Below are 25,289 nucleotides of genomic sequence, written 5' to 3'. Positions count from 1 at the left end.
GCAGGCTACGTGGGTAGTAACATCCTGAAAGTACTGGCATACTTTCCTCACTTGGATTCCGCCTCTGGGCACCATTTTCCTACTAAAAATGCTTTATTTCCAGTTGGATAGAAGGGCTCAGTGGATTTACATCCACCCGGAAATCCACCTTAGAACGCTTCGTTGGCACTATGCCAAACCTGCTTACCTTGTAGGTGTAGCAAGGTTGTCCAACTGGTCGCCCTTGGTCTCAAGCGCAATCACCCTAAATAGATTCCCCTTCGGTAAAATCGCGAAAATAAGATCGGGACAGCGTTAGTTAGAGGGTGAGGAACATTCCTTCTTCCTTGGCGGCAAAGGCCTTTCGGGCATCCTTCGGGGATGCCTCGTCTTCCATAGCCGAGACACAGGCTTCCACTGCCTGCTGCCATTTTGGGGCAGTGGGTCAGTTTGAAATTTGATCGATAGATTGTCGCTTTGAACAGTGATCACTTATATGATCCGAGACGTACGTGGAGGACTCACTATGACGATAACGATCAAGCAGCGGCCCGACGATTTTGAGGCAAAAGACGATGAATTTTTGCGGCGTCTTGGGGCTGCTATAGCCATCCATTGGGGCGCACTCTCGGAGATGCATCAAGTGGCCATCCTCGAACAAGCGGCAATGATGGGAGACAAGAAGGTGCCGGTATCTGAGATAAGAACTCAGCTAAAGGCATTCATTCAAAAACATTGGGACACGGAATAGGGATGCCTCGTAAGCCCAAGCGCCCGCGTGACGCCGGCAATGGCCGCTGGCGTGACTGGCAAGCTTTGGGAGGTTAGCGATATCGTTGCGCTGATCGAAGCGAAGGAAGCCGAAAAGCCGCTGGTTCGCGGACCACAGCGATATCGTAGGGCAAGACAATGAGTAAGCCACCCAAACGTCCAATCGATCTAAGACGCGAATCCGCGTTCTCGATGACAATCGGCGGCCAAGGCGACGGAGCAGCGGTCCTGAACATGGTCGCGACCACGGGATCAGCTTTTGTGATAAAGCAGAACTCAGTGCATGAGATCAGACTCGCGGATCAAATTGACCCTGATCGCACAAACATTAATGTTCCCAACACTCAGCAATTGTTCGCTGAGGCTGGTTCGGAATCCGACATCGTTGCCCGAACGTTTCTGTCGGCCGACGCACTTTTTACCAAAACCCATTTTCCGGATGAGAAGGTGAGAGACCGAGTGGTTTTGGTCTCGGCCGAAATCATGACTCACCTTTTGGCGGCGCAGAAGGTTCTGGATCACCTACAGGCAGACCAAGAAAAGCGAATTGCCGATGTAAAGGCGTCGAACGATCCGACAAGACTGCCAGCTGTCACGGAAGTCGAGTCTCGAGCGAATACGTTCATCCAGAAGGCGGAACACGCGCTTCAGGCAATATATCGTCTCGCCGAAGTCTTCTATGGCCCGCAAATGAGAGCCGAAGGAAAATTTCCTGACAACCTCCCTCTGGCCTTTGCAAAGGCCTTTGGGGAAAACGCCCCATCAACGGCTTATGCAAAGGCTGTGGCACTCTTTGGCCATCAGGTTCGCAACACGCGACATTGCGTCGAACACCGCAACGAAAATCAGCGGATCGTAGCGAAGGATTTTCAGCTCAGACCAGACGGAAAAGTTTATCCACCTTCAATTGAAGTTGTGCATCCCAAGACCCCCCTGGAGGAAACGGATCTTGCCGCATTCATGTCTGATTGGCTTGAGGGACTAACGGTTGTTACGGAGACGCTGCTTCTCTATCTCGCTGACAAGAATCACGCCCCTTTCGGAAATCTCTCTATGTGGGTTGGTTTAGTTCCCGAAGATCAAAGGCACCTGACGAAAGTTCGCGTGGGCTATCTAATGAACTTCGGCGGCAAATTGCAGCGCGTAGGCTAGGAAAATCCGCAAACTGGGACCGGCCCCTCCCGGAGCTCCGACGTGCGCTACCATCAGATTGTGCAGAAACGCAGAGAACTGTCGCGGCCGGGCTTCCTCACCCTGGCCGATGTCGGAATGGACGGTCCTTGGGTCAGCCCATACCAGATCATTTCCAAGTCTATGACAGGTCCAGTACTCCTTGCGAACAACTGGTTGGATGAGCAGTCGATCACGGCCAATCTGCCTCTCTTGCGCAAGCGCGGTTATCTGCCCGGAATGGTCTTCAATGACGTCCTGGACCTGATTAACGGCTTTGACCGAAAAGCGGTCTACGTCACACAAGTGTTCCATCTGGTGCCAGACATGCGCTACGGCGCGAAAGTTTCCCAGGCGGCCTTCGATGAGTCCTTCGATACGGTAACCCGGCACGAATTGCTCGACAGGTCTGTCGTTGCGCTAGGAAAGCGCGCCGCGAATATGTGCCGCCGGCATGGCGTGAAGTGCATTGAGACCAGGCATCCTAGCCACGGCGGTATAACCTATGCCGACCGCGCAAAGTTGATTGGCAGTGCGATCACCCAGGCGGGCGGCTTGTCAGGCCACTAGAATCGCAGGATGTCACGTGCACCGCGCGGTAGTGGTGAGACCCGGCCCTAGACCACCCCTGGCGTTGCCGAGAAAAGCCCGACAACAACCGACAACCGCTCCCATGGTCAGGTAATGCCTAGATGGGCTTATGCCGCTCAGCGGTCAAATCTCGCGCGGACTGCACGCCGTGAGGAAGTCAGGAAAAATCTTGCGCGATTTCGAAGCAAGGTCACTCCAGAAGGGGACCCCTCCCGTGCCGCAAATCTGTACCGGCCCCTCCCACTGAGACACGATTGCCATAACATTAGCATCGGCGCACACTTCCACCGACCGGAGACAGTGGCAGTTGGCCTGCGGTGGAAAGTGGCCTCATGTGTTTGCTAGCGGCCCTTATGCGATCAATATTGACCGGTCACGGACCGCATAGGGTTGTCTGTTCGGTGACTTTCCTCGCTCTTGCGCTTGTTTGTCCTGCGAAGGCAACTGATCCAAGCACGGCTAAAGGTGCGCCTTCTGCTTGCGATCCGGCATCGAACGCAAAAGAGGTGGCGGAGGCACGAGAAGGCATTAAACAATACCAAAAGTTCCTAGACGTCTTGAAATCTTCCGGTTTGCCCGTGCCGCCCACGCTTCAGGCTTTAGGAAACAAGTTTGGGGAAAGTGTAGAGATGGGTGTCGACCTGGCTGAGGCAGCAGGACAGGTGGAATTTGAGCTTCAGGAGATCAGAAAGAACAAATACAGCCTTTGCGCCCAATTTGACGATAACGAAGACGGAGTTTGCTGGGCAAAAGTTGATCGCTTGTGGCAGGCACGCAATGTCGAAGCGGTTCTCTCCAGCAATCCAGGTTCGGTTGTGCGTCGAGCGGTGAGCAAGTGGCTAGGCAATACCTGCCGAAAGACCTTCGATCCTTATGGCTCACCGTTGGGCAAAGAAGGATGGTATGACGGATCTAAATAATAGAACCGACTGGAAATTTGACTTAAAATACTTGATAGAATTAATCGTTACCTCATTGCACATGACGACCCTACGCACGTAGAGGGCGAAACACCGCCATTGTACGCGGGAGCCGGTCGGTATTGAGGCTGATATCCTTGTTGCGCGTTTCACTTGCAGGCCTCGACCAATCCAACTTGCCGCGTCGGCATGGATCTCCATTCCAACTCTGAGACGCATGGAGGCCAGTGCCGAAGCTGTCCGCCGCGCGCTCGAATCGGCCGGCGTCGAGTTCATCGCCGAGAATAGCAGCGGCGCCGAGTGAGGCTGCGCAAGGGTGGCGCTAATGACAGCGGCGGGCTAGTTGGAGCCTATGGCAGAAGACGAGTTCCAAGCAAACTGGAGGGGTGCGCGCAAACATCAATTTGACGAAGAAGCGCGCCGGAAGCAGGCCCGCGCTCAATCGCAAGTTCCCCGACGACGAGCCTCCCCCAATTGGTAAGCAGCATTGCCAATACATTAGCATTGACGCATATTGCCTTCTAAGTCTGTCCGTTGGATGCGACGCAGCAGTTTGGACCTGCAAATTGTCCATAAATTTTCGTGCGGGACTAAAACCCTGGGCCTAGGACGATCTGTTATGCGGTTCTTATCAACATGCCGTCGGATGCTGCCTTTTGTAGGGAGGTGGTGCCCCCTTTCGACAATTGGCCAACGGTTTCCTCGACAACACAGCCATCTGGCATCGCCAAAGGCGGCGCTGCGCGCACTGGTTACGATTGTTTGCGTTATCTTTGCCTGTATCAGTGCTGAAGCTGACGATAGCCAACTCCTAGGCAGAATAGCTAGTATGAAAAAGACCGTTAACGAGAAAGTTTGCCCTTCTCCGTTATTGCTGGCCCCAGAAATGAATTATAAAGACTATTGCGGCGAAGATTACATGGAGCGTATGAATATATACGAGATTAGCCGCTGCCAAGACAAAGTGAATAGTTACAATAACGCAATGTACCCATACAATGCGTTCGTAAAAAGGTGTGCTAAATCTCCCTATGACAACAACGCCGTCAATCCGACGCCAAAGGGGCTCGATCTAAGTAAACAGCTCGATTCAGCTGCCTCCAGTGCTAAAGGAGCCGAGCAAAAGCGCGATAGCTCTCTGGGGAACATGGACGACGAATTCCAATCAAAGATGAAAGACTCCGCTAAGAAATACGTTGATACACACCAAGCAGAAATCGAAGAGCAGGCGCGGATCGCTGATCAAATCGAGGCCGAAAAAAAACAGGCAGAAGCTGCGCGGAAAGATCAGGAGGCTGCGTGGCGTCGAGCGCAAGAATTTAAGGCACGTATGCGTAGACAGGCGGAAGCCGAAGAGCGACTTTCGCCGTCCATTATCGGTCCAACTAATTCATGTATGGATACGTGCAGCTCGCGCACTGACTTTAAGGGGTTGGGACCGCCGGGGTCAGGTTACAGGATTGCCCACTGTGCGGTTCAATGTGGCCTTTGGGATGGAAATAGGTCCAGCAGCGGCGGCGAATACTATTATTCAAGGATGATGGAGCCGTAATTTCCTATTTCGTCGGCCTCAATAGCGTCTTTGAAATCCAGCCGTCCACCCCAGCCCAATGAATCTTACACCATTCGAACTTGTATCCCTCGATCTTTTTGCACTCGGTAGGATAAAGGTTGCCAGACCATATCGGTATAGTGCCAATAGGGACTGAGTCATCGCTTTTGCGGGGCTGGTCTCTGATGGTAAGCGCCTCGATCGCGGGGGGTGCCACCACGATAAACGGTTCCGACAGGTCTTTTGGCTTTGTAAGGCCCGACTTGGAGGCCTGTATGAGAATGTTCATTCCCAGAGCAACATTCGCCACTTGCTCTTCGCAGATCCCATCTAGCAACAAGGAAGATTTGCTTTCGCGTTTTGTCACGTTGTCACGATAATTGTCGCCCTGATTTCCGTGCTGCTTGGAACCGTCGGCCCCTATCCCGTACTCGTCCTCAGGATAGTCGTATAGGCCGATGCATGGTTTGCTATCAACGCACCTCAGAGCAACCCTGCTCCCCTCCACGGTGGCGGTATTCAGCAGCCCCCAGCTAGCGCCATACTGGACTTTTGATTCCGTGACTTCACCGATCGACTCCCAAGTCTCCAGTTTGGTGACGTCCACCCCTGGCTTGGCATAGTGATCTGTCACCTTTTCCCGAACGCCAAGCTGATATTCATCGCCAATAGAGCTAAGCTCTTTTAGAATTTTGTCAGGGCCATCAACGATGGGTGGGGCTTGGCAGCTCATAGTTTTCTTAAGAAGATCTATCGCTTGATGGACAGTCTCCTCAGTAATTATTCCTGCATTATTGGTTTCTTGCGCCAAGGCAAGATGGACGCTGACGTTGCACAAAAATGTCGCGCATGACGTGGCTCTGACAAATAGACCCCATGAGAGCATGCCCCTGATCCCCACGTTGATCGCACAGATTGTGGTGTCGAAGTTGGTGAAAGGCGTCTCGCCTTTAAGTATCTGCTAATTTATTAATTGATGCAATCTATCGAGACCGCTTAGCGGTGGGGGTAGTGGGGGTGGGTTTCGGGGCGGCGGGAGCTATGGCTCTGGGTTCATACAGGCCCGACGGCTGCGTGACGGGGCATTGACACTACAAGGCAGCAGCTGATTAGCGCACGCCACTGTCCGGTCATTTGTCGGCCCCAGACAACACCAACAGCCCGCCAGGCCCACCATAGTCCTCCCTGTTCTTCCTAAACGCTGGAAAAGAGCATGTTTCAATGCTGGCTTCGGCGTGCGGTGTGATAACGGGCAATCTCCACGATCAGGGTAACTTCACTTTTCGGTGGATGTTTCTTTTCCATGGAAGGGAAATTCCATACGACACATCCCCAGGAAAACCAGTCGTCCACCTACAGGCAACGGACAATTCGTAGGTGAGGTGTTTTTTCCCAAGTCGTCGTCGTTCCATAGTCGTTCGTTGGGTATTCTATGTCGGTCTATCTTTTTGATAATTCATATTAAAATGGGGTTATTGGTTGGTATGCCTATCTATTAGGGTGTCGTGACCGCTGTCGGATGGCAGCTTTGCGCCTCATGTCGGTTTGCGGACTGTTATGCAGGTTCCCAAAAACAGACGTCACAATTCCCTCGAACTGTCCGAGAGTGTGAAATGGGACTTTCACACTATGACCACGCGCTGAAATTACGCCGGTTCGAGCGCAGCTAAACATGCCTATGGCGGGCGGCAGGGTTACCTCCGGCTAGCCAAGCGCGACTGCGAGCAACCTGCGGGCTGCTTTTGCTTTTCTGGGGATGGAAACCACCCTAACCCTAACGGGCGCACCCGGCGACTACTATATTGTGGTGAGGGGAGCGCTGGTATGGCCGTCAGGACTTGGATTCGGAATCGAGGATACGTCACCGCTTTGAAGATCGCGGCTAAGAAACCCGTACCGGAAAGGCTTTTCATCACCGGTTCGTCCGCTAGCGGCAACGACTGCGTTCATATCCGGTTCTATGATCCGGCTAACCAGAACAATGAGATCTTGGTAGACGGGCTCGGGCAGGTGGCTGCCTCCGGCCACTACTACAACGAGCCAACTGGCGGCGCCTATGCCTGCAGTATCCCCCGCGCCGGTCTGCAGGACTTTGGCTTCAAAGCCGAACACTATTTCAAAGGCCATCGCATCACCACGACCGAAGCCTGGCGCTTTGTTTTAAGTCAATGGACTTTCTATCATTGGATTTACCACCTCAAGGACCGGTGGGCGCAGGCACGCTTCAACCGAAGGCCGCTCGTGCGGCAGGGGCGCATTGATGTCCTCCGGTACTTCGTCTCGAACACGATCGAGAAGGGTGGTTTCACGTCAGATCGGACAGACCTGATCTGGAAACTCTATTCCCTACGAAGCTTCAGGCACCCCGACCGTGAAGCCACGACGAATTATTACGGGCTTATCCTGCAATCGCTTGTACAATCCGGAGAGTTGGACCAGGAGGCCGGAAACTATCGGCTGTCCGTTAGCGGCATCTCAGGGCTGATTGCTTACGAGCTGGAGGAGAGGCGATTCAAGCAGAACGCCCGGCTACAGGCCATTCTTGCCGTGTTGACCGGCGTTCTTATCCTGGTTGGCCTTGCTCAGGTCGTGGTGAGCTATCTCGCGGTGCCCGCCGTTCAATAACTGTGGTGTGGGCGCACCAAATCGTCATACAGCCGATGACTCCGGCAATAATATCGCTAGGCTACGGCCAACGCGGAGGGACGCATGGACGACAACAACGATCTGTTCAGCAGCGTAGGCGAGGTCAGTGAAGATGACCTCAATATCAAGCCCAAAGATTTCCAGGAAATGGTGGTTGCACCTACCGACTGGACTATTGGCGTTCTGGTCGACCTGCTGAAGCGGAAGAAAATCGACCTCCAGCCTAACTATCAGCGCCGAATCGCTTGGACGACGGACAAGGTGTCGAAGTTCATCGAGAGCCTGTTCCTCCGGCTCCCGGTCCCCCAGATCGTGCTTGCAGAAACGCAACCGGGTCGTTTCGCTGTGATCGACGGCAAGCAGCGCCTGAACTCGCTTGCCCGATTCTGCCTAGACACGAAGGACCCGCTGCGGCTCAAAGGTTGCGAATACCGGGCGGACCTGGAGAACCTGACCTATGACGAGATGCAGCAGAAGCCGGCATTGGAAGGCGCTCTGGATGCGTTCCAATCCCATACTGTTCGAACCACGGTCATCAAGAACTGGTCGAACGAACTGCTGTATCTGCTTTTCCTGCGCTTGAACCAGAACAGCGTGACGCTGTCGCCTCAGGAGTTGCGGCGCGCGCTGTTCCCGGGGCCGTTCGTGAACTGGCTCGACGACATGACGACGGCCTCACCAGGCATGCAGATGATCTTTACCAAAGTGCCCGATTTCCGGATGCGCGATATGGAGGTTGCAACGCGCTATATCGGGTTCCAGATCTTCGGCGGGTCGTACGTCGGCAATATGAAGCAGTTTCTGGACGATGTGACTTCCTACTGCACCAAAGACTGGAAAGGCATGGAGCCGGTGCTGAACGAAACGTGGCATCGCTTTGAGACTGCTGTGGACGCTACCGTCAAGATCTTTGGTTACGACGCGTACAAGGTGTGGCAGGAAGGCCGCTTCCTCATGGCCAAGAACCGGGCGGTCATGGACATCATGAATTACTATTTCTCGGAGCCGCATACGGCAGCGGCAGCCATTCAATCCGCGGATGCCGTTAGGGACGCCTTCAAAGGGCTCTGCGAACACAACGAGGCGTTCGTTCGATCGCTGCAGGTTTCAACTAAAACCGAGGATGCGACGCAAATCCGCTTCACCGAGTGGCGTCATGCGCTGGTACACACGCTCGGCAACGGTGTGATCCAATACCCGTCGCAGAATTTCCAATTCTGAGCCGACCATGGTCACCCGTCTGTTCAGGGACCTTGAAGCTCGGCTGCTTCATCTGGTTGCGCAGCTACCCGCACAACCAGCGGCGCCTGCTACGCTCGCACCGCCGGTCATTCATGACGCCGCATCCATCTACGCGGTGATGACACATGCCGCGTGCGAGGCGTACATGGAGGACCGCTGCAAGCTGGCAGCTGACACCGCTCTTGCAGACTATACGACCAAGAACCGGTTAGGGCGCATCGCAAAGCACCTCTGCGTATTTCCGTACTTCAAAGCCACCTCTGACGGTCCCGATCTGGCGAAGGTCGCTGCCTTGATCGGAATCGCCGGTTTTGGGATTTTAATGAAGCCAGCCATGATCGCCGCATCACGTGCCGACATTACCAGGGCGCTGGACAGAGGTCATAAAATCTATCTCAACCAGATAACCAAAAACCACGGGATGTCCTTTAATTACCAGTTCAACCTGTTGGCCCTCATCGGGGTCGACATCAACGGTTTTGACCCCACTTTCAAATCAAGGGTCGTATCGCTGGCGACCTTACGGGGCGAGGCCGCGCACCGGAACATTATAGCGGCGCAGACCATTCCGGCCGATCTGGCGGTATGGACCGCCGACCTAATTGCAGGTTACCGAACGCTAGACGACGAAATCACGAGGCTCCGGCGCATCGGGGCCTGACTCGCTGCTACTGTGGATGCCTCTGCATTACCGTGACCCCCAAACGATGATACAGAGCTGGCCGACCATCAGACCAGTCCTAAGAACCCGCCAATGCCGATGGCATACTTTTCCGCGCGCGTCACTCCGCACCTCGCGGCGTGCTGCGCTGCTCCAGCCCAGCCGGAAGCTTGCCCGTCCAAAGGTAGACCTTATGCTCGCCTTGCCCGCTGTCGGACGTTTGTCGGGGCGATGACAGGCAATTGCTAGCTGATCGCACGGTCGCCTGGTCGTTATCGCCGGTCTTTTCCGGTGACTGTGCGTCGGCCGCAGGAAGTCAGAAAAAATCTGCCGCGATTTCGAAGCAAGGAAACGTAAGAAGGTACCCCTCCCTCCCTGGGTTTTCATGTGGTGTCTGGGGGTAAGCACAACTGCTAGTCAGAGAAGCATTGGCGCTCCTCTGGTTCCTCAAGTGTCCCTCATCCTGCGACTACGGCGGAACGGTCTCCGGCGGCGCGGAGGAGGCGCATAAGCCCAACGGCCGGCCTCAAGCGCCCGCTCATACCTGAATCTGGTGGCGACCATTCCCAATATCGCTTGACCTGGAAAGATCTCCGCACGCTTCCGCGCCGCATTTATGAATGCACTTGGCGGCAGCGCCGCAACGACGGCATGCCCTTCGACGCGTTCCGGCAACAAACACCAGAGCATGCTGGGATTTGGTCCTGATGGCTCACTTGTAGCCGCGACACCTTCAAAGTCGAAGAACACAGGCGCAGTGCATTTAACCCACGCGATAGGGAAGCACGCTTCCGGGCTAGGTGTAATGAAAATGCTTGTTCGGGGTATCGGCCTGAAAAGCCTTCGACCTTGAAGAAACCGGGATCGATCTCTCTTCAGCCTCATTCCGTCCACGACCCAGACCATATTTCGATGGAACACCTCGCGTGCTGCCATCTCCTGTGCCGGCAAATGCGAATGCTGGAACTCGATGACCAAGCCATACTCGGTCTTCACATCTGCAATATGTTTCTCACCTGTCTCGTCACGCTGGATCACCTCCTGCCATCCCGCTGGAAATTGGTCCTTCCAGCCGCGATGCCACGGGGTTTCCGGCTCCCACCACGGGTCGCAGTTCCTGCTGCCGCGATGCGCCCAATGCCAGACCCTTTGCGTTCCGCACCTTGCAGTCATTGGCTGCGTGCACCCCGGGCAGAAAGCGATCATTCCAGGCGATGCCTCACACCGCACGTCGTTCACCAATGCAAACCGCATCTTCTTCTCCATAAGCGTTCAGGGCCGCACACCATCGCAGGCGGCAGCCAGATTCTTTGTTTGGGAAGCTATGTCGGCAGCGCGGCCAGCCTGAGCTGGTGCTGTTTCTTTTTATCTTCGACGTGAGGTCAGACCGTCGTCGGTTATCATACGGCTCAGAAAATGCCCGGCGCCGCTTCTTCTCAAAGCACGCACTAAAAATCATCTAACCGGCTGGTTCAGTCAAGTCTGTCGGGAAAGCGGCTAGGTCACAGTCTCAGCCACCGTAGACCGCCCCTGTCGCTGCCGAGAAAGCCCGGCAACCGCCGATGAGCGATCCGGCGGTCTGAGAGTGCCGACAAACGGTATCCCGCTCAGCGGCCAAATCTCCCGCAATTAGCCGGTGTGAGGAAGTAAGAAAATTTCTGGTGAGAATTTAGAAGCAAGGTAGATAGGAATAGGGGCCCTCCCAGTGGGCAAGCTGCCTTCGAGCGCGGTTGGCAAAGACCTTGACTCGCAATGAGGCTTGCGTGGAGTAATGATGTCGCCTTGCTTTAAAAAGGGGAATTGTGTTGCGCAATGCGTTGATAATACTGCTCCTGCTGGCTTGCAGCAGAGCCGAGGCAGCGCAGCCGACGCAGAGGGAAATCGATAATCTTGCTATGCTTCAGCTGCTGCCGATATGTGGAGTCTCCGAGCGAAAGGCCCAAAAGGCTTGGCACGTGCTCATGGATGATCTTTACCGCAAGTACGGCGCGACGCCGCAGACAGTGAGGAAACGAGTGAACCGCTCGATCGACAAGATAAGCGCTGATATGAAGCGGACCCCTCAGGGTCGGGATCTTTTCTGTGATGCTTTCCGCCAAGCTTTAAGGCGCCAGTAGCGTTCAGATTCGAACTCCATCCATGTCGCCGCTGCTTCGGCCCGACAAAGGCTGACAAGGCGATGTGTGCAAGTAAGCGGTTATGCCTCTCAGCGGTCATTTCTCGGGCGAATAGCCGGTGTGAGGAAATCAGAAAAAATCTGGTGCGATTTCGAAGCACGGTCACTCCAGAAGGATACCCCTCCCAGCCCGCAAATCAGGACCGGTCCCCAGGCTCTACTGCTAGAGCTGCTTTGCGCCTCATGACCGATCGACCTCAATTCCAACCGATCGTAATCGTGTCGCTGCGGCGTGTAATACCGAATCGTCAAACCTCTCAGAATGTCGAAGGGAAACCGCCTCGAAAGTCAGCTCGGCCATTTGCCGTTCAAGGAGCATGGAGAAGCCCTCCGATGGTTTCGCGCTGAGTATCAGGTCCTTGACCGTCTCTAGCTCGCCCACTCGGGCGATCTTTTGACGTGTTCGCGCCAACCGCGTCGTTTTTTCGCGTTCGCTCGAAAGCGTGCCTTCCAACGCGTAGATGCTTCGCCATACGTCATGCTCAAATGTGCCCGGCTTTTCCGATGGAAGGATTTCATAGAGACGCAAATCAGCTGCACGGGCAACAGCCAGCTCCCCTTGTCGACGGGCATTCGCGGCGATTTGTCTGAGGCTCTTCGGATCGACGCATCCCTCTATCATCTTCAGGGCGCGTGAGGCTGCCATATTGGTCATGGGTCTCACTTTCTGCTCATGCGACCGGAAGTGACTGAACGAACCGGGCCAAGCGATCGGCCTCCCTGTCTGTCAGGTCGTCGGGGAGATCGATGCTAATCTGAAGCCCTGGCCGGAGATGAAAGCTGTGTTGGAGCATGCCCGCCACGCTCGCAGGACCCTCGGCGACCTGACCGGGGTTTTCCAGGAGATCAAGGGCGGAAGCGATCCGCTCAATGTGCTGAGTGCCCACGTTTGCACTGCTGTTCATCAGATGATGCAAAAACGTTCCACTGAATCCAAGTTTACGACCCAAGGCCGCATATGCCATCCCCGTTCGTTCTTTGATCGCCACAAGGCGTTGGACTGTTTGCGGCGTCAGCGGTCCATTGGGGAATTGCTGGAATTTTGTAGGGTCAAAGGTAGCCATATGATTTTCTCCCGCCGCCCGCGATAAGGGGCACAAGGGCGGTGTATCTGTTACATAAACTTTTGTCAACTTTTGATTATAGATGATAAGTGATGCGCGTTCGCCATCCCTGTTTGTGCACACCTCGGCCCGTTCGGCACCTCGGTCTCTAGGCTCCGGTCAATCAGGGAAACAACAAATACGGTAGCGATATGTCGGCAAGGAAAGCTTGGGAAGGTACCCCCCTCCCAGCGCAAAATAGGAACCGCCGCTCCCTCGGCCTGCTCCGATGAAGCAGTTCTTTATGGGGCCCGCTCAGTGAGCGGGTGTCGCTGACGCCGTCGGCTTGCCGGCTTTTTCGCGCGTCGCACGCACAGCAACATCCCTGTGCTTGTTCACCGTTCGTAGAGTTGGTCGCGTATTGCCGTGTGCCAACTCCCAATGAGGCGTGCCCGCCCAGTGCGTAGGCGCACCCGTAATGACACCCAAGAGATACGGCTGCTGGGCGGCAGCAAAGTCGCCTGCATAAAGGCCACCTGCGCGTGGTTCTTCCCCGCTGTCCGCTCATGTGTCGCGGCGACAAATGTAGTTGGCAGGCGGGCCAGCGGCGTTTGTTCCTCACCCAACGAAAAGAGCACGGTCCTACCTAAGCGACGGCCGATGGTAAGATGGGAATGGGTACCCCTCCCGTGCCGCAAGTCGGGACCGGCCCCTCCTAGCCTCAGAAACAGCCACCACCAAGCGCAACGGTATCTGCCGGCTCCAACACCGGCCAAATGCCACAAGCCACTGTGCGGCCTTTTCTCGGGTCACTAAGCTGACTCGCCGTAGCCGATCACTTGTACCTGTGAAGCATGGTCTAGACCGTTGAGTGGATGCCGCCTGGTCCGGACCGACTCATCCCGCCAACGCCGATGACTGCGGCGCGGGAAAACAGGTCCTAGAAGCGTACGAAGGCGGTTTGCAAGGACTTTGCCGGCTGACGTGCCGTTTCAAGCTGTATCGCCCGTTGTCGAAGGCTGACCTTCCACCAACGCTGGACGCCGGGCGAAAAGAGCACTGTTCCGCCAAGGTCTCAGCGTTAAGCCGACACGGTGGCTTTCAGCCAGCCCTTTTTCGGGGCCGACGTAATCATTTTCACTACATGGTTCTTTTCCAGAACCGAGAATTCCATGTCCCACGACGTCAGAAAGCGCTGTCGTCGCATGAGGCTTGTCGGCGTTAAGTCGTGATCGTTCTATATGAAAGCTGTGGTTGTCTTATCTTACTGAAAATTCGTAGGAATTGAGCGGTAGTGTTGTCTGTGCACTTCATTAGGGTTGTTACGGCCGCCTTTTTCGCAGCCATATGCGGTTCCGTCTCAGTGGGATTCTTGTGAAGCAGGTTTGCAGCTTCTTCATTGTAAGCGGGTGTCGCTGACGCCGTCGGCTTGCCGGCTTTTTCGCGCGTCGCCTTGCCTGCATCTTTCTGAGGGCATTGCGGAACCGCCCCTTTATCTGCGCCGGGGATGATCGCCAAACTTCTTCCGGGACTTCTGCTATCTGTGGCCATTCACGCTGTTCGAGCACTTTGATCGCAAGGTGGGCGACCCTTCTTGCTCGGTAGTCCACACTGCGGAAAAGTGCGGTTACCTGAACGGCGTTCGCGCGCGCGTTGGTCGGTTTCGCGTGCCGCATCACGGTCCGCGGTGAGAGCTGCTTGCCAAGTTTGACGTAGTCGATCTGTTCCAGCACTAGGAACCGGTGAAGGTAGCTTTCCAAGTTGGCGTTGATGAGGTCCGAAAGTTGGTCGCCGCCGAAATGAGCCTTGACAGCCCGGCGGCCCTTCGATGTCCATTCAAGGCGGGTAATGATCGATCCAAATTGCCGTAGCGCCAGCTTCCTTCGCCGAATGTAGATTTTCAGGTTGTGGGCCGCCTTATCGTGCTCGAAGTAGACCGTGGGGTGGTCGAACAGGCCTCGACGCTTCAGTCGCTCCGCCGTGAGACTCGGACCTTTTTTCGCCTTGCTTACGAACCCGATGTACCCGCGCTTGTGATTTACCTTGTCGAGGTGCCGTAGCTGCCAATCTCGAAGAAGGAGGGCGCCTTTTACCGACCCAGCATCAAGGTCGAAGGCCGCTTCCACCTTGTTTGCCCAATAGGAGCCGAGTGCAGCTTCATGCTTTTTCAGGAGCCTCAGCACCGCCTTGCCTGGGAGGCAAACGATCTTAAGTCGGCTGCCTTGCCTCCCATGCCTGTTCTCAATTTGGAACGCGTGGCTACGTTGCTCAAGCTGCTTCTTTGGCAAGATTTGCTCTAGCTGGTCTTTTGGCACGTCGGTGCAAATGTTGACCGCGTCGAAGGTCGGCTGAAAAGTTCCAATGCCAGGGATGGTCAGGATCGCGGGCATGGCGCTATCTCAAGCCCGCTTCTTCCAACCGCAAACGGATACGCTTGTTCTTGTTCTTCGATGCCTGTGGCGGCTGTACCGACGCATTTACGTGCGTCTGGCGGGTTGCCATTTTCTTCTCAATCACGGCCAGCACTTCCCTCTCGATCCACCAGGTGTGGCCATCTATCCTGATCGGTTCCGGCAACGTGCCGCGTTGCGCGTAGCGCCAGACTGTCGCGACTGACACGTGCATCGTCACGGCAACTTCCTTGACGCTCAGAAATTTCACGGCCTGAGCCATCACCTAAACTCCTGTGCCACGGCTATGCAGGTCTGCTTTTATGAGCAGCACGTCGCGGACAAGGAACAGACGTTGCCCCTTTGCACTCAGTTCGTTGATCTCGAGTTCTCGGCTTAGTTTGCCGAACTCAGCAGCGCCGATGCCGAGCATATTGGCTGCCACGCTTGCCCGAACATAGCGGTGCTCCCAACCGAAAAACCCCAGGCGTAGCGTGCGGCGCTGGGTCGGGGGTAGCAGTTCATCCCGCTCGCGGTCAGTCAGCTCGTGCCAAGTTCTTACCCGCTGGGCGTCGGTGCCATGCTGCCTTACTCGTGGTCCCCTCGTGATCTTTTTGTCCATCGGCGCAACCTCATAGTTTGACTAGGTCGCGGGTCGGTATCAGTAGACGGTTAGGTCGACAAGAAAAGTGAATCCATCACTCCGGACGCAGCTCCGTCCAGCGCGTGCGCGTAGGCACGCGTAACAGCCAGAGGGGAAAAATATTTCAGCGGTTCTACAAAAAATATCGAGCGGCGCTGTCCGACCGACCTTTCGTGCACCTAGAGCCGGACCCGCGCACGGTAGTTTTTCCCGACGTGGCTTGCGACATGGACCGCCCAGCGCTCCAGCAACTCACGCCTTTGATCCAAATAGTCGGTGCGGCGGTAGGACCTTTCAACGCTTGAGCCGATCGTATGGCCAAGCATGGTTTCGGCTACCTCATGCCGCGCGTTCGTCGTTTCCGCCAGCCAATCCCGCAATGATGATCTGAACCCGTGCGGCCTGTACTCCAGCTTGGCACGCTTCATGTGCTGGCTCATGGCCATATCGCTAATGACGCCCTTCTTCGGGTTGGCAAAGAGGTAGCCGTCACGCTCGAACTGCTGGGCCTTCTCAATCACGGCCAGCGCTTCCGCTGACAAGGGCACCCTGAATTCCGTGGTGGCGTCCCGCCGCCCCTTCATTGCCTCGGCCGGTATCGTCCACACGTCACCTTCAATCTGGTCCTGGCGAATATATCTGATAGGCGCTGACCTCACCCCCGTGAGGATCAGCAAGCGCAGGGCCAAATGCGTGATGTTGTCGTCTTTAAGCGTGGCGTAAAACGCGGGCAGGTGCGACCAAGGCATGGCGGGAATATTCTGGGCTTTATGACGCTGCTTTCCCAACAAGGCCCTTGCCTTATCTGTGGCCAGTAGGTCGACTTCCAGGCCCAGGGCAGCGGCGTGTTTTAGACATATGCTCAGCCGGTTCATTGCCTTGCGCGCGGTATCGGCCTTGGCATGCCAAATGGGCGCCAGCGTGTCGCGTATGTCCCGCTGATCTATTTCCCCAACCGGCACTTTTCCCAGCTTGGGCAGCACATGCAGTTCCAACGGCGTAAACCATCGGCCAGCTTTCCCGTCTCCCTTCAGCTCAGCCTTGCGCGACTCAAAAGCATCTTGGGCGATGTCGGCCAAAAGGTGCAGGTTGCGTGCGGCTTCCCGCTTCTCCCGGTCGCGTACCTTGATGGGGTCTTTTCCAGCCCGCGCCACTGCCCGCCATTTGTCGGCACCATCGCGCGCTTCCTTGAGGCTGACTTCCACGATGGACCCCAGGCCCATTTCCCGCCGCCTGCCGTATATGGTGTAGCGCAAGAACCACTGGCCTCCGCCGTCTTCGCGCCTGAGCAACCACAATCCACCGCCGTCGGCGTGCTTGCCTGGCGCTAGCTTCTTGACGGCAATGGCACTTAGTCGGTTGAGGGCACGCATTGCATCCACCTCTCCAAAATTCCCAAATACACCTATCGCAAACCACCGCAAGATCCACCTTTCTATCTATGATAGGTTGCATTCATTTGCGACAGTGTGAGACATGAGAATCGGCTAAGTGTCTGCATTAGCAAGAAGGTTGACCCACCATGATACACGTTGAGGTCGTACGAAAATGCCGCCTCTGGGCACCATTTTCCAGACAATATCAATGACTTAATCGTTGGACGCTTAGCCGTCTTGCGCGCCGTCAAGACCCTGCCCACTACGTCAGATACGACCGCCTTTCCGGCCTTAATTCTAATCATCTGGCTACCGACGCCGCGCACTCGGTCATATCTTCCGGACTGGGTTCAAGTAGCGCCCGCTGCCCACTTGAAATCGCCACCGTCAACTGTCATATTTTACGCGACAGTTGACGCAGGAGGCGCACATGACGGCTACGGCGGATAAGGTCGTTACGGAAGCGAGAGACGGCGGTCTCCAACGAGTGGAGGCACTGCTCGGCGGGTCTCGTATATTGTCGCGTCGATTGACCAGCGCACTTGATGCGCATGAATTGCTTCTAAGTGGCCTGCCGGCCTCGGCGCTAAACCATCTCGTCGGACAACTGGTCTTCATTGACAAGACGGCGTCCCTCGAAAAGGCGGTTGGTATGAGCCTGCGAACCTGGCAGCGCCGCAAAGACGCTCCATCCAAGCCTCTTAGCCAAGAGCAAAGCGGACGGACTTGGAAATTCGCAGAGATCCTGGCGAAGGCGACGGATGTCCTCGGTACGCAGGCGGAAGCTGAGCAATGGTTGGAGCGCCCGGCGATCGGTCTCGACCAGCGCCGTCCGATCGATCTTCTGGGCACTCCCGCCGGCGTGGAACTGGTCGAAGACTATCTCGAACGGCTTGAATACGGCGTCTATGCATGACGCCTCTGCCAATAGCGCTCGGAGGAACGGAACTCATCGCGTGGCGGCTTGACCAGGCCGTCCATGCCGCGACATGGAATAGTGGCGAAGGTGCCTATCGGGTGGGCGGCCGCTGGAACAGCAAGGGCGTAAGAGCTGTGTACTGCTCGATCGATCCCGCCACGGCTATCCTCGAAGTCGCCGTACATAAGGGTTTTCGCGCCCTCGACACAGTTCCTCACACGTTAACAGCCGCTGTCATCAGCGATGCATCGGCTATACATGTCGTCGATCCTGCAAGCGTGCCCAATCCGAACTGGCTGCGCCCCGGCATACCAAGCGCGGGTCAGCAGGCATTCGGGGATGACCTTCTGATGGGCCATCGCGTGGTGGCGATACCGAGTGCGGTCTCTTCACATAGCTGGAACTTGATCTTCGTGGCAAGCGTAGCGACAGATACCTATGCGCTGAAGCTCCAGGAAACTTTTGCTCTCGACACAAGGCTGCATCCCCCGGCCGGCCGCTAATCTGGCCGCGTGGGCGCTGTGTGCAAGGCGTCGGCTCACCGGGAGTCGCAGCCAAAATATCTGCCGCTTGGTGACGGCCAGCAGGGTGGCCATAAAAGCTGGCCAACCGGTCACCGCAAGCATCATTGGCCGAAACAAGTTTGCGCTCTTCTGCCTGCATGCGGATTTAATTTGCTTGGCCACCCGTCAACCCTGGGGCAAACTGCCTGCCGGGGCTGCAGGAGGTGAAATGAGAGCACGCGCAGCAACGCTTGGGGATCTGGAGGATGTCTTTCGCGGTCTGTCCAAGCGGATGTCGGACGAATACGTGGCGGCCGGCAAGGACAGCAAGATCGCCTACGACAATCTGATGATGAATTTGAAGGAGGGCCGCGCGCACGCGCTTGTCGAGGGCGACAAGGCCGTGGCGATCATCGCCTGGCATGAGAACAGCGACGCCGCCGACACGCTGTTCGCCGCACGGGAGGACTTCTTCCGTGCCGCGACCGTTCGCTTCTGCAAGCGGCATATCCGGCACATCCAGGCGCTCGCCGGCAACCTCGCCATCCACTCGCGCAGCTGGCTGCAGGGGCCGGATGTCGCAAGATGGTTTGGCGTTATCGGCTATGTCGAGCGCGGCCGGGAGAATGGCGCCACTTTGTTCGAGCTGCCGCCGGCTCGCGGATAGGCAATCGCGGGATATTGCCTGGCAAGCTTGCAGTTTCGAGCGCTCTCCCAGGAGGGCGCGAAGAGACTTTTCCACCAGCCGTCCTGGCAGAAGCTGTGAGGCGTGCTGCCGTTGATTTCCAGATGTTTCCTGCGACTATCGGCACGCACGCTTGCGGAAGATAGAGGTCGAAACAATGCATCTGGACTACTCCGATCACGTCTTCGTCGACCTCGTGCCCGAGCAGTTCGGCGCGTCGGAAACCATCGTCGCGCGCTATCGCGGGCTTGTCGCCACCGCCTTTCGCTATCGATCCGGCGTTGCCGGGCTTCGGATCAGCAACGCGAAGGGCGAAATCGTCATGCTGCCGTTCCAAGGACAGCAGATCTGGGACGCGACCTTCCTCGGCCGCTCCCTGACCATGCGCTCGATGTTCGATGAGCCGGTCGCGACCCGGGACTATCTTTCCAACTACGGCGCGCTCTTCATTCACTGCGGCGCCACCGCAATGGGAAATCCGGGCCCGGATGACCGTCACCCGCTTCACGGCGATCTGCCCAATGCGCCTTATCAGGACGTGCAACTGATCGCCGGCAGCAATTCCGAAGGACCCTTCATGGCGCTGACGGGGCGCTGCCGACAGACCGTCGCTTTCAGCCATGACTATGTGATGGAGCCGACCGTACGGCTGCAACTCGATGCCAGCAGCGTCGCCGTCGACATCGTGATCGAGAACCTGAAACGCTCGGCCATGGAGTTGATGTACCTGGCGCACATCAATTTCAAGCCGGCCGATGGCGGGCGCCTGGTCGACACCGTAGCGGATGATTCCGCGGACATTGTCGTGCGCCAGACGCTGCCGCCCTTTTTCACACCGAGCGAAAGCTACCTTGCTTACCGCGATGCCGTTGTCGCCGATCCTTCGCGGCATCGCCTGCTGACCAAGGGCGAGCCGATCGACCCAGAACTCGTGCTGACGATGAGGGCTAAGGCGGACCTCCAGGGCTGGGCGCACGCCTTGCAGGTCCATCCGGACCGTACGGCGGATTTCGTCAGCTTTCGCCCCGACGAGCTCAATTATGCCGTCCGCTGGATCACGCGCGGCGCCGACCAGGACGCACTTGGCCTCGTGCTGCCGGCCACCGCCGAACCAGACGGCTATCTTGCGGCCAAGGAAAGAGGCCGCCTGGTTCGCGTCGTACCCGGGGAAAAATTCCGCTGTGCCCTGCGTTTTGGCGCTATGGACGCGGACGCAGCCGCACAACGGGAACAAGCCATCGCAGCGTTGAGAGGTGAAGGCCGTTAGTCGCAAGCCCTGACCGCAAACGCTGCCTGAACCGCGCGATTGACCGTGACCGGCAGGATCGACATGTGGTTCTCGCCGGCGTGCAGCTCGAAGCGCGCGCGCACGCCCGGGAGAGCATCAAGCCGCTGCGCCATTGCCCGCGCGAATTCGTCGGTGCGTGTCACCTTCTTCTGCCGCAGGCGCTTTTCCTCGTCCTCGGCGCCAATCTGGAACGGCGCCAGCTTCTCGGTCTCGTACTCGCCGGCCGACAGGATCATGGTCGCCGCCAAACCAGCGGGAACGGCGGCCTCGAAGGTTTCGAGAAAGCGGTCGATGGCACGCTCTTCCCAATAGAGGGCGGGGCTCGCCGCGATCCAGGTCTGGAAGGCACACGGCCGCGTGAACAGGGCATAGAGCGCGAACAGGCCACCGAAAGAATGGCCGTAAAGCGCCTGGCGGTTTGTGTCGACCGTGACCCGACTGGCGACCCATGGCTTGAGCTCGTCTTCGATGAAGGCAAGGAATTCCGCTGCCCCACCCGTCCGAACTTCGGGCGTGCCCTCGTAGAAGGGCGGGTAGGTCTTGCCCGGCGGCGGGCCGAGATCCCATGAGCGGCGCAACGGGTCGTAGGCGCCCTCGACGGGATAGCCGATGGCGACGATGACGCCCCAGCCGACATTGGTGCCCGTTGGATAGAAGGCCTGCGCGCGCATGGCGTCGACCGCCGTGCCGATGACGGCATTGCCGTCGGTCATGTAGAGGACCGGCCAGCCGGCTTCTGGCACCGGCCCGGACGGCACATGCAGGAATATCCGCCAGGGGGCGCCGCCCTGCGCCGGGACAAGATCGTGGACGTCGTGTCGGCGATCAAGGCTGGGGTCGCGTTGGACATGGATATCTTGGACATGGATATCTCCAGGAGCAAAACGGTCAGCGGCGGCGCAGCAGCCACATCAGCACCGGGCCGCCGATCAGTGTGGCGACGAGACCGGCCGGGACCTGGCGCGGGAAGATGGCGGTGCGGCCCACCCAGTCGGCGGCGACCATGATCAGCGCGCCGGCGAGCACCGCGCCAACGGCCTGCGGCAGCGCACGGGAGAGGCCAAGGCGACGGGCAAGATGCGGCGCCATCAGGCCGATGAAGGTCAGCGGACCGACGATCAGCGTCGAGGCTGCGGTGAGTGCCGCGACCACCAGCAGCACGAAAAGCCGCGTCCTCTTCAGATCAATGCCAAGGCCCTGCACGGCGGCGGGGCCGAGCGGCAGGATGTCGAGCCAGCGCATGAAGAAAGGCGCGAGCGCGAAGAGGCAGACGGCGATACCACCGGTCAGCAAGGCGTCACCGACATCGACGCCATAGGTCGAGCCGGTCAGCCAGTTGAGCAGCAGCATGGCACGCGGATCGCCGGTGGCGGTGAGCACCAGGATCAGCGCGTCGAACAAGGCCGTCAGGGCAACGCCTGCGAGCAGCAGCCGCTCCGGCGCATAGGCGGCACGGCGGCCGATCGCCAGCGTCACCAGCAAAGCGGCGAAGGCGCCGATGGTTGCCGCCGCCGTCTGAACCGGGCGTCCGGCATCGGAGAGCGCAAACAGCGCCACCATCATGCCAAGGGCGGCACCGGCGCTGATGCCAAGCACTTCCGGGCTGGCCATCGGATTGCCGGTCAGCCGCTGCATCATCAGCCCGGCGAGCGCCAGCATCGCCCCGGCGCTCAGCGCGGCAAGCACACGAGGCCACCGCCACGACAGCAAAGGCTGCAGCTCGTCGCCGAAGGCGAAGGTCCAGCCATGCGGACCCGGTCCATAGAGCAGGGCCAGCCCGAGCAGCAAAAGCAGGGCCAGGCCGATCGCCGTCAGTATAAGGCCGGGCCGGCTTGCGCGCGGCAGGCGCGCGGCCATCAAGGTCGGGACTTCCGAGCCAAGAGCAAGGCGCGGCAGCAGCCAGAGAAGCAGAGGCGCGCCGAGAAGTGCTGTGATCGCTCCGGTCGGCAGCAGGTCGCCTTGCGGTCCAGTGGCGATCTGTACGGCCTGGTCGGCTGTCCACAACAGCGCCCCGCCGATCAGCGGCGCCATCACCAGTTGTTGGCCCAGCCGCCGGGCACCGCCGATGCGCGCGAGCGTCGCCGCGGCCAGGCCGACGAAACCGATGACGCCGACAGCGGCAACGACAAACGCGATCAGGGCGACCGCGGCCGCCAGTCCTGCGAAGCGATAGGCGCCGAGCGGCACGCCGAGGCTGCGCGCGCCTTCATCGTCGAGACCAAGCAGGGCCAGCGGCCGCACCATGAGGAAGATCGCCAGTGCCGCGCCGCCGATGCGTGGCAACAGCCACAGTGTCGTCGACCAGTCCTGCTGGCCCAGCGAACCGGCGCCCCAGATGAACAGGCCGGCCAACCATTCATGCCGCAGCACAATGAGGGCAGCGCCGATAGCGCCGGCATAGAGACTGACAACAAGCCCCGCCAGCACGACCGAAAGCGGTGACAGGCCTTTGTGCCAGGACAGAGCGATGACGGCGGCAAGGGCAACGAATGCGCCGCCCAGCGCCACCCATTCGCGGCCAAAGGCAAGCAGCGACGGTGACAGAAGCGTTGCTAGTGCCAGCGCCAGATAGGCGCCGGCCGAGACACCGACCGTTTCGGGCGAGGCGAGCGGGTTGCGCAGAACCTGCTGCAGGACGGTTCCGGCAAGCCCGAGCGCCGCACCGCATAAAAGGCTGACGGCAAGCCTGGGCAGGAAGGCGTAGTGGACGAGCACCTGCCGCATATCATCAATGTCGGGGGCGGCGAGCGATTGGAGCCAAAGCGCCGATGGCAGCTGCACGGTGAGGTTCGAGACGGTTGCCGCGATCGCCGCCACGACCAACATCACGCAAAGCAGGATCGCGCCTACCGGCTGATTGCTGAAAAAGCTCCACGCGGAGGCCCGGCCGGCAGATGCATGCTTTCCCCCTTGGGCAATGGCCGCAGCATCCTCAGCCACGGGCGGCCTCCGCGGTCATCGCCGACGCCAGGACCCGAGCAAAACGGCGCGCGGATGGAAGCGCGCCAAACATCAGGACGGCAGGAAGGCGCATGATCGAGTGGTTGCGCACGAAGGGCATGACGTTCCAGACCGGACTTTCGGTCAGCGTGCCGCCGGCGCCCTCAGGCAAGGGTTCGAGATAGGCGAGGCGCGCATCGCTGGATGTTGCCAGCCCGTCGATACCGACGGTCGAAAACCCCCAGTAATTGGTCTCCGCCGTCCACGCGTTGCTGAGCCCGATGCGGTCGAACACCTCCTGAAACAGGCTCTTTGCGCCGTAGACGCGCACATTGCGAGGGTCCAGGAAGCTGACGACATAGATCGGCCGTGCCGACAGCGGCGCCAGTTGCCGGCGAATCTCCGTAAAATACGCGTCTGCCGCCGCGATCAGCGCTTCGCCTTCGCTTTCCTTGCCGACAAGCCCTGCAAGCTGGCGCGTCGCCTCGACGGCGCGCTGATAGGGCTGCCCGGCTTCGGTGTAGAGACCGATCGTCGTCACCGGAGCCACGCGTTCGAGCAGCGGCTTGATGCCGTCGAGATATGGCATGGACAGGATGATGTCGGGCCTGAGCTGCTGCAGGAATTCAAGATTGGGCTCGAGCAGCGTGCCGACATCGGCGATGTCAGGCGGCAGCCGCGGCTCGACCACCCATTTCTCCCAGACCTCCCGATCGGCAATGGCGACCGGGCTGACGCCGAGCATGAGCAAGGTCTCGGTCAACCCGTCATCCAGGCAGACTATGCGCAACGGACGGGCTTCAGCCGTGGAGAACCCCATGCCGGCGAACGGCAGCGTGAAAAGCCCGAGCGCCTGGCGCCGGGTCATTCGGCTGCGCAAGTGATCGGACGCGGCTCTCGACTGGGGCTCTCGGTCTCTCTGCAATGCGGCGTGCCCTGGTTTTCGGGATACGGTCTCCAGTGACCACTGCCCGGTTGACTATGAAACATGAGTCTAATAGTCAACATTTTGATGGCCCTGACAAGTCAACTTTACGCAACCGCATGCCGGGCGCAGCCGCCGCTTGGCCGCAAGGCGATTCGCCCGTACAACAGCGCTGTGCGATGTGGCCGCCAAAAAAATCACGGCCCGCGAAGCCCAATCCGCGCCTCGCATCATTTTTCCTCCACGAAGGCATTCCATGATAGACGAAGCCACGGTCGTCTTTGGGCAGCCGTTTCCTGGATTGCCTGAGAGACCAAGGAACGAACCAAAAAAGCCGGCAGCAAGCCGCCGCCTGAAGACGTCAAGGACCGGTCGAACGCATCAAGGCAGCGCGATCGGGTTGCACTCGGCAAGGCTTGATGATTTGTTGCCGCTATACGGAGAACGAATGATGCGAGAGCCTGCCGGTCAAGACGAATACGGGTCGACGAACCCCTTCGATCCGGACGACCTGCCGACGTTGAACGCAATCGGCCCGAGCATGGGTAGCGGCAATGATTTCGAGAGATATGCCGTTGCCGTGATCATCGTGTTCGGTGCGCTGATCATTGGCGGGCTGATGGCCGCATCAATGGTCTTCGGGCACCGCAACGGCTTCCTCTTCGCGCTTGGCGGCGCCACGTCCGCCTGGATATCCGGAAACGCGCTGCTACTCGACCGGCCGCGTATCTATGCGCTGTTCGTCGGCATTGCCGCCTTGATGCTGGTTGCGTCCACCCTCACGCTGGTCTTGTGAGCCAGAAGACACAAGGTCCAGCACCGGCCTTCTAAGCCGGTGCTCAATTCCAAGGGATCGCACCAGACCCTTT

At 58.2% G+C, this 25,289-nt stretch carries 24 protein-coding genes and 2 pseudogenes; 14 read left to right on the top strand and 12 right to left on the bottom strand.

The window, feature by feature from the left end:
- Positions 1 to 298: 298 nt before the first annotated feature.
- Positions 299 to 397, bottom strand: coding sequence for a hypothetical protein (locus NKH95_RS17635; protein WP_352892177.1), 99 nt, complete (start codon positions 395 to 397; stop codon positions 299 to 301).
- 108 nt (positions 398 to 505) lie between these two features.
- Between NKH95_RS17635 and NKH95_RS17630 the strand changes: the two genes are divergently transcribed.
- The 6 genes and pseudogenes from NKH95_RS17630 (at position 506) to NKH95_RS17610 (ending at position 4,983) form a co-directional block, all read left to right on the top strand.
- Positions 506 to 730 carry a hypothetical protein gene (locus tag NKH95_RS17630; RefSeq protein ID WP_352892175.1) on the top strand — a complete coding sequence of 75 codons (225 nt, stop codon included), beginning with the start codon at positions 506 to 508 and terminating at the stop codon, positions 728 to 730.
- Between the two features lie 24 nt (positions 731 to 754).
- Positions 755 to 892: pseudogene (locus tag NKH95_RS33465) on the top strand (IS1 family transposase); the annotation flags it as partial.
- The gene (locus NKH95_RS17625) at positions 889 to 1,902 is read left to right on the top strand and encodes a hypothetical protein (protein WP_352892173.1); all 1,014 of its coding nucleotides are present in this window, start codon (positions 889 to 891) and stop codon (positions 1,900 to 1,902) included. The pseudogene NKH95_RS33465 and the gene NKH95_RS17625, both read left to right, overlap by 4 nt.
- 42 nt (positions 1,903 to 1,944) lie before the next feature.
- On the top strand, positions 1,945 to 2,490 hold the full coding sequence (locus tag NKH95_RS17620; protein WP_352892170.1) for a uracil-DNA glycosylase family protein: 546 nt from the start codon (positions 1,945 to 1,947) through the stop codon (positions 2,488 to 2,490).
- Positions 2,491 to 2,912: 422 nt separating this feature from the next.
- Positions 2,913 to 3,431 (top strand): hypothetical protein, encoded by a 519-nt coding sequence (locus NKH95_RS17615; protein ID WP_352892168.1) that lies wholly within the window; start codon positions 2,913 to 2,915, stop codon positions 3,429 to 3,431.
- Positions 3,432 to 4,260: 829 nt separating this feature from the next.
- Positions 4,261 to 4,983 (top strand): hypothetical protein, encoded by a 723-nt coding sequence (locus NKH95_RS17610; protein ID WP_352892166.1) that lies wholly within the window; start codon positions 4,261 to 4,263, stop codon positions 4,981 to 4,983.
- 4 nt (positions 4,984 to 4,987) lie between these two features.
- On the opposite strand, the gene NKH95_RS17605 is transcribed toward NKH95_RS17610, so the two are convergent.
- Complete coding sequence (locus tag NKH95_RS17605; protein WP_352892164.1) at positions 4,988 to 5,869, bottom strand: hypothetical protein; 882 nt, start codon at positions 5,867 to 5,869, stop codon at positions 4,988 to 4,990.
- A 938-nt stretch (positions 5,870 to 6,807) separates the two neighbouring features.
- On the opposite strand from NKH95_RS17605, the gene NKH95_RS17600 reads away from it, so the two are divergent.
- From NKH95_RS17600 to NKH95_RS17590, 3 genes are all read left to right on the top strand, one after another.
- Positions 6,808 to 7,608 (top strand): hypothetical protein, encoded by an 801-nt coding sequence (locus NKH95_RS17600; RefSeq protein WP_352892162.1) that lies wholly within the window; start codon positions 6,808 to 6,810, stop codon positions 7,606 to 7,608.
- Positions 7,609 to 7,692: 84 nt separating this feature from the next.
- On the top strand, positions 7,693 to 8,850 hold the full coding sequence (locus tag NKH95_RS17595) for a DUF262 domain-containing protein (RefSeq protein WP_352892160.1): 1,158 nt from the start codon (positions 7,693 to 7,695) through the stop codon (positions 8,848 to 8,850).
- A 7-nt stretch (positions 8,851 to 8,857) separates the two neighbouring features.
- Positions 8,858 to 9,532: a hypothetical protein gene (locus NKH95_RS17590; RefSeq protein WP_352892158.1), complete on the top strand. Its 675-nt coding sequence runs from the start codon at positions 8,858 to 8,860 to the stop codon at positions 9,530 to 9,532.
- Between the two features lie 447 nt (positions 9,533 to 9,979).
- Here the strand turns inward: NKH95_RS17590 and NKH95_RS17585 are convergent, their stop codons facing one another.
- The 7 genes from NKH95_RS17585 to NKH95_RS17555 form a co-directional block, all read right to left on the bottom strand.
- On the bottom strand, positions 9,980 to 10,738 hold the full coding sequence (locus NKH95_RS17585) for a competence protein CoiA (RefSeq protein WP_352892279.1): 759 nt from the start codon (positions 10,736 to 10,738) through the stop codon (positions 9,980 to 9,982).
- A 1,151-nt stretch (positions 10,739 to 11,889) separates the two neighbouring features.
- Entirely contained in the window at positions 11,890 to 12,363 is a 474-nt protein-coding gene (locus tag NKH95_RS17580) for a hypothetical protein (RefSeq protein WP_352892156.1), read from the bottom strand.
- Positions 12,364 to 12,379: 16 nt separating this feature from the next.
- A complete protein-coding gene (locus tag NKH95_RS17575; RefSeq protein ID WP_352892154.1) occupies positions 12,380 to 12,772 on the bottom strand; it encodes a helix-turn-helix domain-containing protein in 393 nt (130 codons plus the stop codon).
- Positions 12,773 to 14,073: 1,301 nt separating this feature from the next.
- Positions 14,074 to 15,141, bottom strand: a complete 1,068-nt coding sequence (locus NKH95_RS17570; RefSeq protein ID WP_352892153.1) for a hypothetical protein — start codon at positions 15,139 to 15,141, stop codon at positions 14,074 to 14,076.
- 4 nt (positions 15,142 to 15,145) lie between these two features.
- Complete coding sequence (locus tag NKH95_RS17565) at positions 15,146 to 15,424, bottom strand: helix-turn-helix transcriptional regulator (protein ID WP_352892152.1); 279 nt, start codon at positions 15,422 to 15,424, stop codon at positions 15,146 to 15,148.
- Between the two features lie 3 nt (positions 15,425 to 15,427).
- Positions 15,428 to 15,763 carry a hypothetical protein gene (locus NKH95_RS17560; protein ID WP_352892150.1) on the bottom strand — a complete coding sequence of 112 codons (336 nt, stop codon included), beginning with the start codon at positions 15,761 to 15,763 and terminating at the stop codon, positions 15,428 to 15,430.
- 200 nt (positions 15,764 to 15,963) lie between these two features.
- Positions 15,964 to 17,157 (bottom strand): tyrosine-type recombinase/integrase, encoded by a 1,194-nt coding sequence (locus NKH95_RS17555; RefSeq protein WP_352892148.1) that lies wholly within the window; start codon positions 17,155 to 17,157, stop codon positions 15,964 to 15,966.
- A 433-nt stretch (positions 17,158 to 17,590) separates the two neighbouring features.
- Here NKH95_RS17555 and parS point away from each other — a divergent pair, with 433 nt between their 5' ends.
- The 4 genes from parS to NKH95_RS17535 all read left to right on the top strand — a co-directional run bounded on the left by parS (position 17,591) and on the right by NKH95_RS17535 (position 20,534).
- Positions 17,591 to 18,076 (top strand): type II RES/Xre toxin-antitoxin system antitoxin, encoded by a 486-nt coding sequence (gene parS, locus NKH95_RS17550; RefSeq protein ID WP_352554104.1) that lies wholly within the window; start codon positions 17,591 to 17,593, stop codon positions 18,074 to 18,076.
- Positions 18,073 to 18,582, top strand: a complete 510-nt coding sequence (locus NKH95_RS17545) for an RES family NAD+ phosphorylase (RefSeq protein ID WP_352441449.1) — start codon at positions 18,073 to 18,075, stop codon at positions 18,580 to 18,582. Before parS ends, NKH95_RS17545 begins: the two co-directional genes overlap by 4 nt.
- A 229-nt stretch (positions 18,583 to 18,811) precedes the next feature.
- Positions 18,812 to 19,249 (top strand): hypothetical protein, encoded by a 438-nt coding sequence (locus NKH95_RS17540; protein ID WP_023813918.1) that lies wholly within the window; start codon positions 18,812 to 18,814, stop codon positions 19,247 to 19,249.
- Between the two features lie 175 nt (positions 19,250 to 19,424).
- Entirely contained in the window at positions 19,425 to 20,534 is a 1,110-nt protein-coding gene (locus tag NKH95_RS17535; RefSeq protein ID WP_352892146.1) for a DUF4432 family protein, read from the top strand.
- Here NKH95_RS17535 and NKH95_RS17530 read toward each other — a convergent pair.
- From NKH95_RS17530 to NKH95_RS17520, 3 genes and pseudogenes are all read right to left on the bottom strand, one after another.
- Positions 20,531 to 21,420: pseudogene (locus tag NKH95_RS17530) on the bottom strand (alpha/beta hydrolase). The gene NKH95_RS17535 and the pseudogene NKH95_RS17530 sit on opposite strands and share 4 nt — an antisense overlap.
- Before the next feature lie 23 nt (positions 21,421 to 21,443).
- Positions 21,444 to 23,495, bottom strand: coding sequence for a Fe(3+)-hydroxamate ABC transporter permease FhuB (gene fhuB, locus NKH95_RS17525; RefSeq protein WP_352892143.1), 2,052 nt, complete (start codon positions 23,493 to 23,495; stop codon positions 21,444 to 21,446).
- Positions 23,488 to 24,363 carry an ABC transporter substrate-binding protein gene (locus NKH95_RS17520; RefSeq protein ID WP_352892141.1) on the bottom strand — a complete coding sequence of 292 codons (876 nt, stop codon included), beginning with the start codon at positions 24,361 to 24,363 and terminating at the stop codon, positions 23,488 to 23,490. The genes fhuB and NKH95_RS17520 overlap by 8 nt, the downstream gene beginning before the upstream one ends.
- A 598-nt stretch (positions 24,364 to 24,961) precedes the next feature.
- Here NKH95_RS17520 and NKH95_RS17515 point away from each other — a divergent pair.
- Positions 24,962 to 25,216 (top strand): hypothetical protein, encoded by a 255-nt coding sequence (locus NKH95_RS17515; RefSeq protein ID WP_031213787.1) that lies wholly within the window; start codon positions 24,962 to 24,964, stop codon positions 25,214 to 25,216.
- Positions 25,217 to 25,289 lie beyond the last annotated feature (73 nt).

The organism is Mesorhizobium sp. M0848, from assembly GCF_040319805.1.
In the GTDB taxonomy this organism is placed as follows: domain Bacteria; phylum Pseudomonadota; class Alphaproteobacteria; order Rhizobiales; family Rhizobiaceae; genus Mesorhizobium.
The sequence above is the reverse complement of the archived record's forward strand: the minus strand, read 5'-3'. Positions and strand labels throughout refer to the sequence as shown.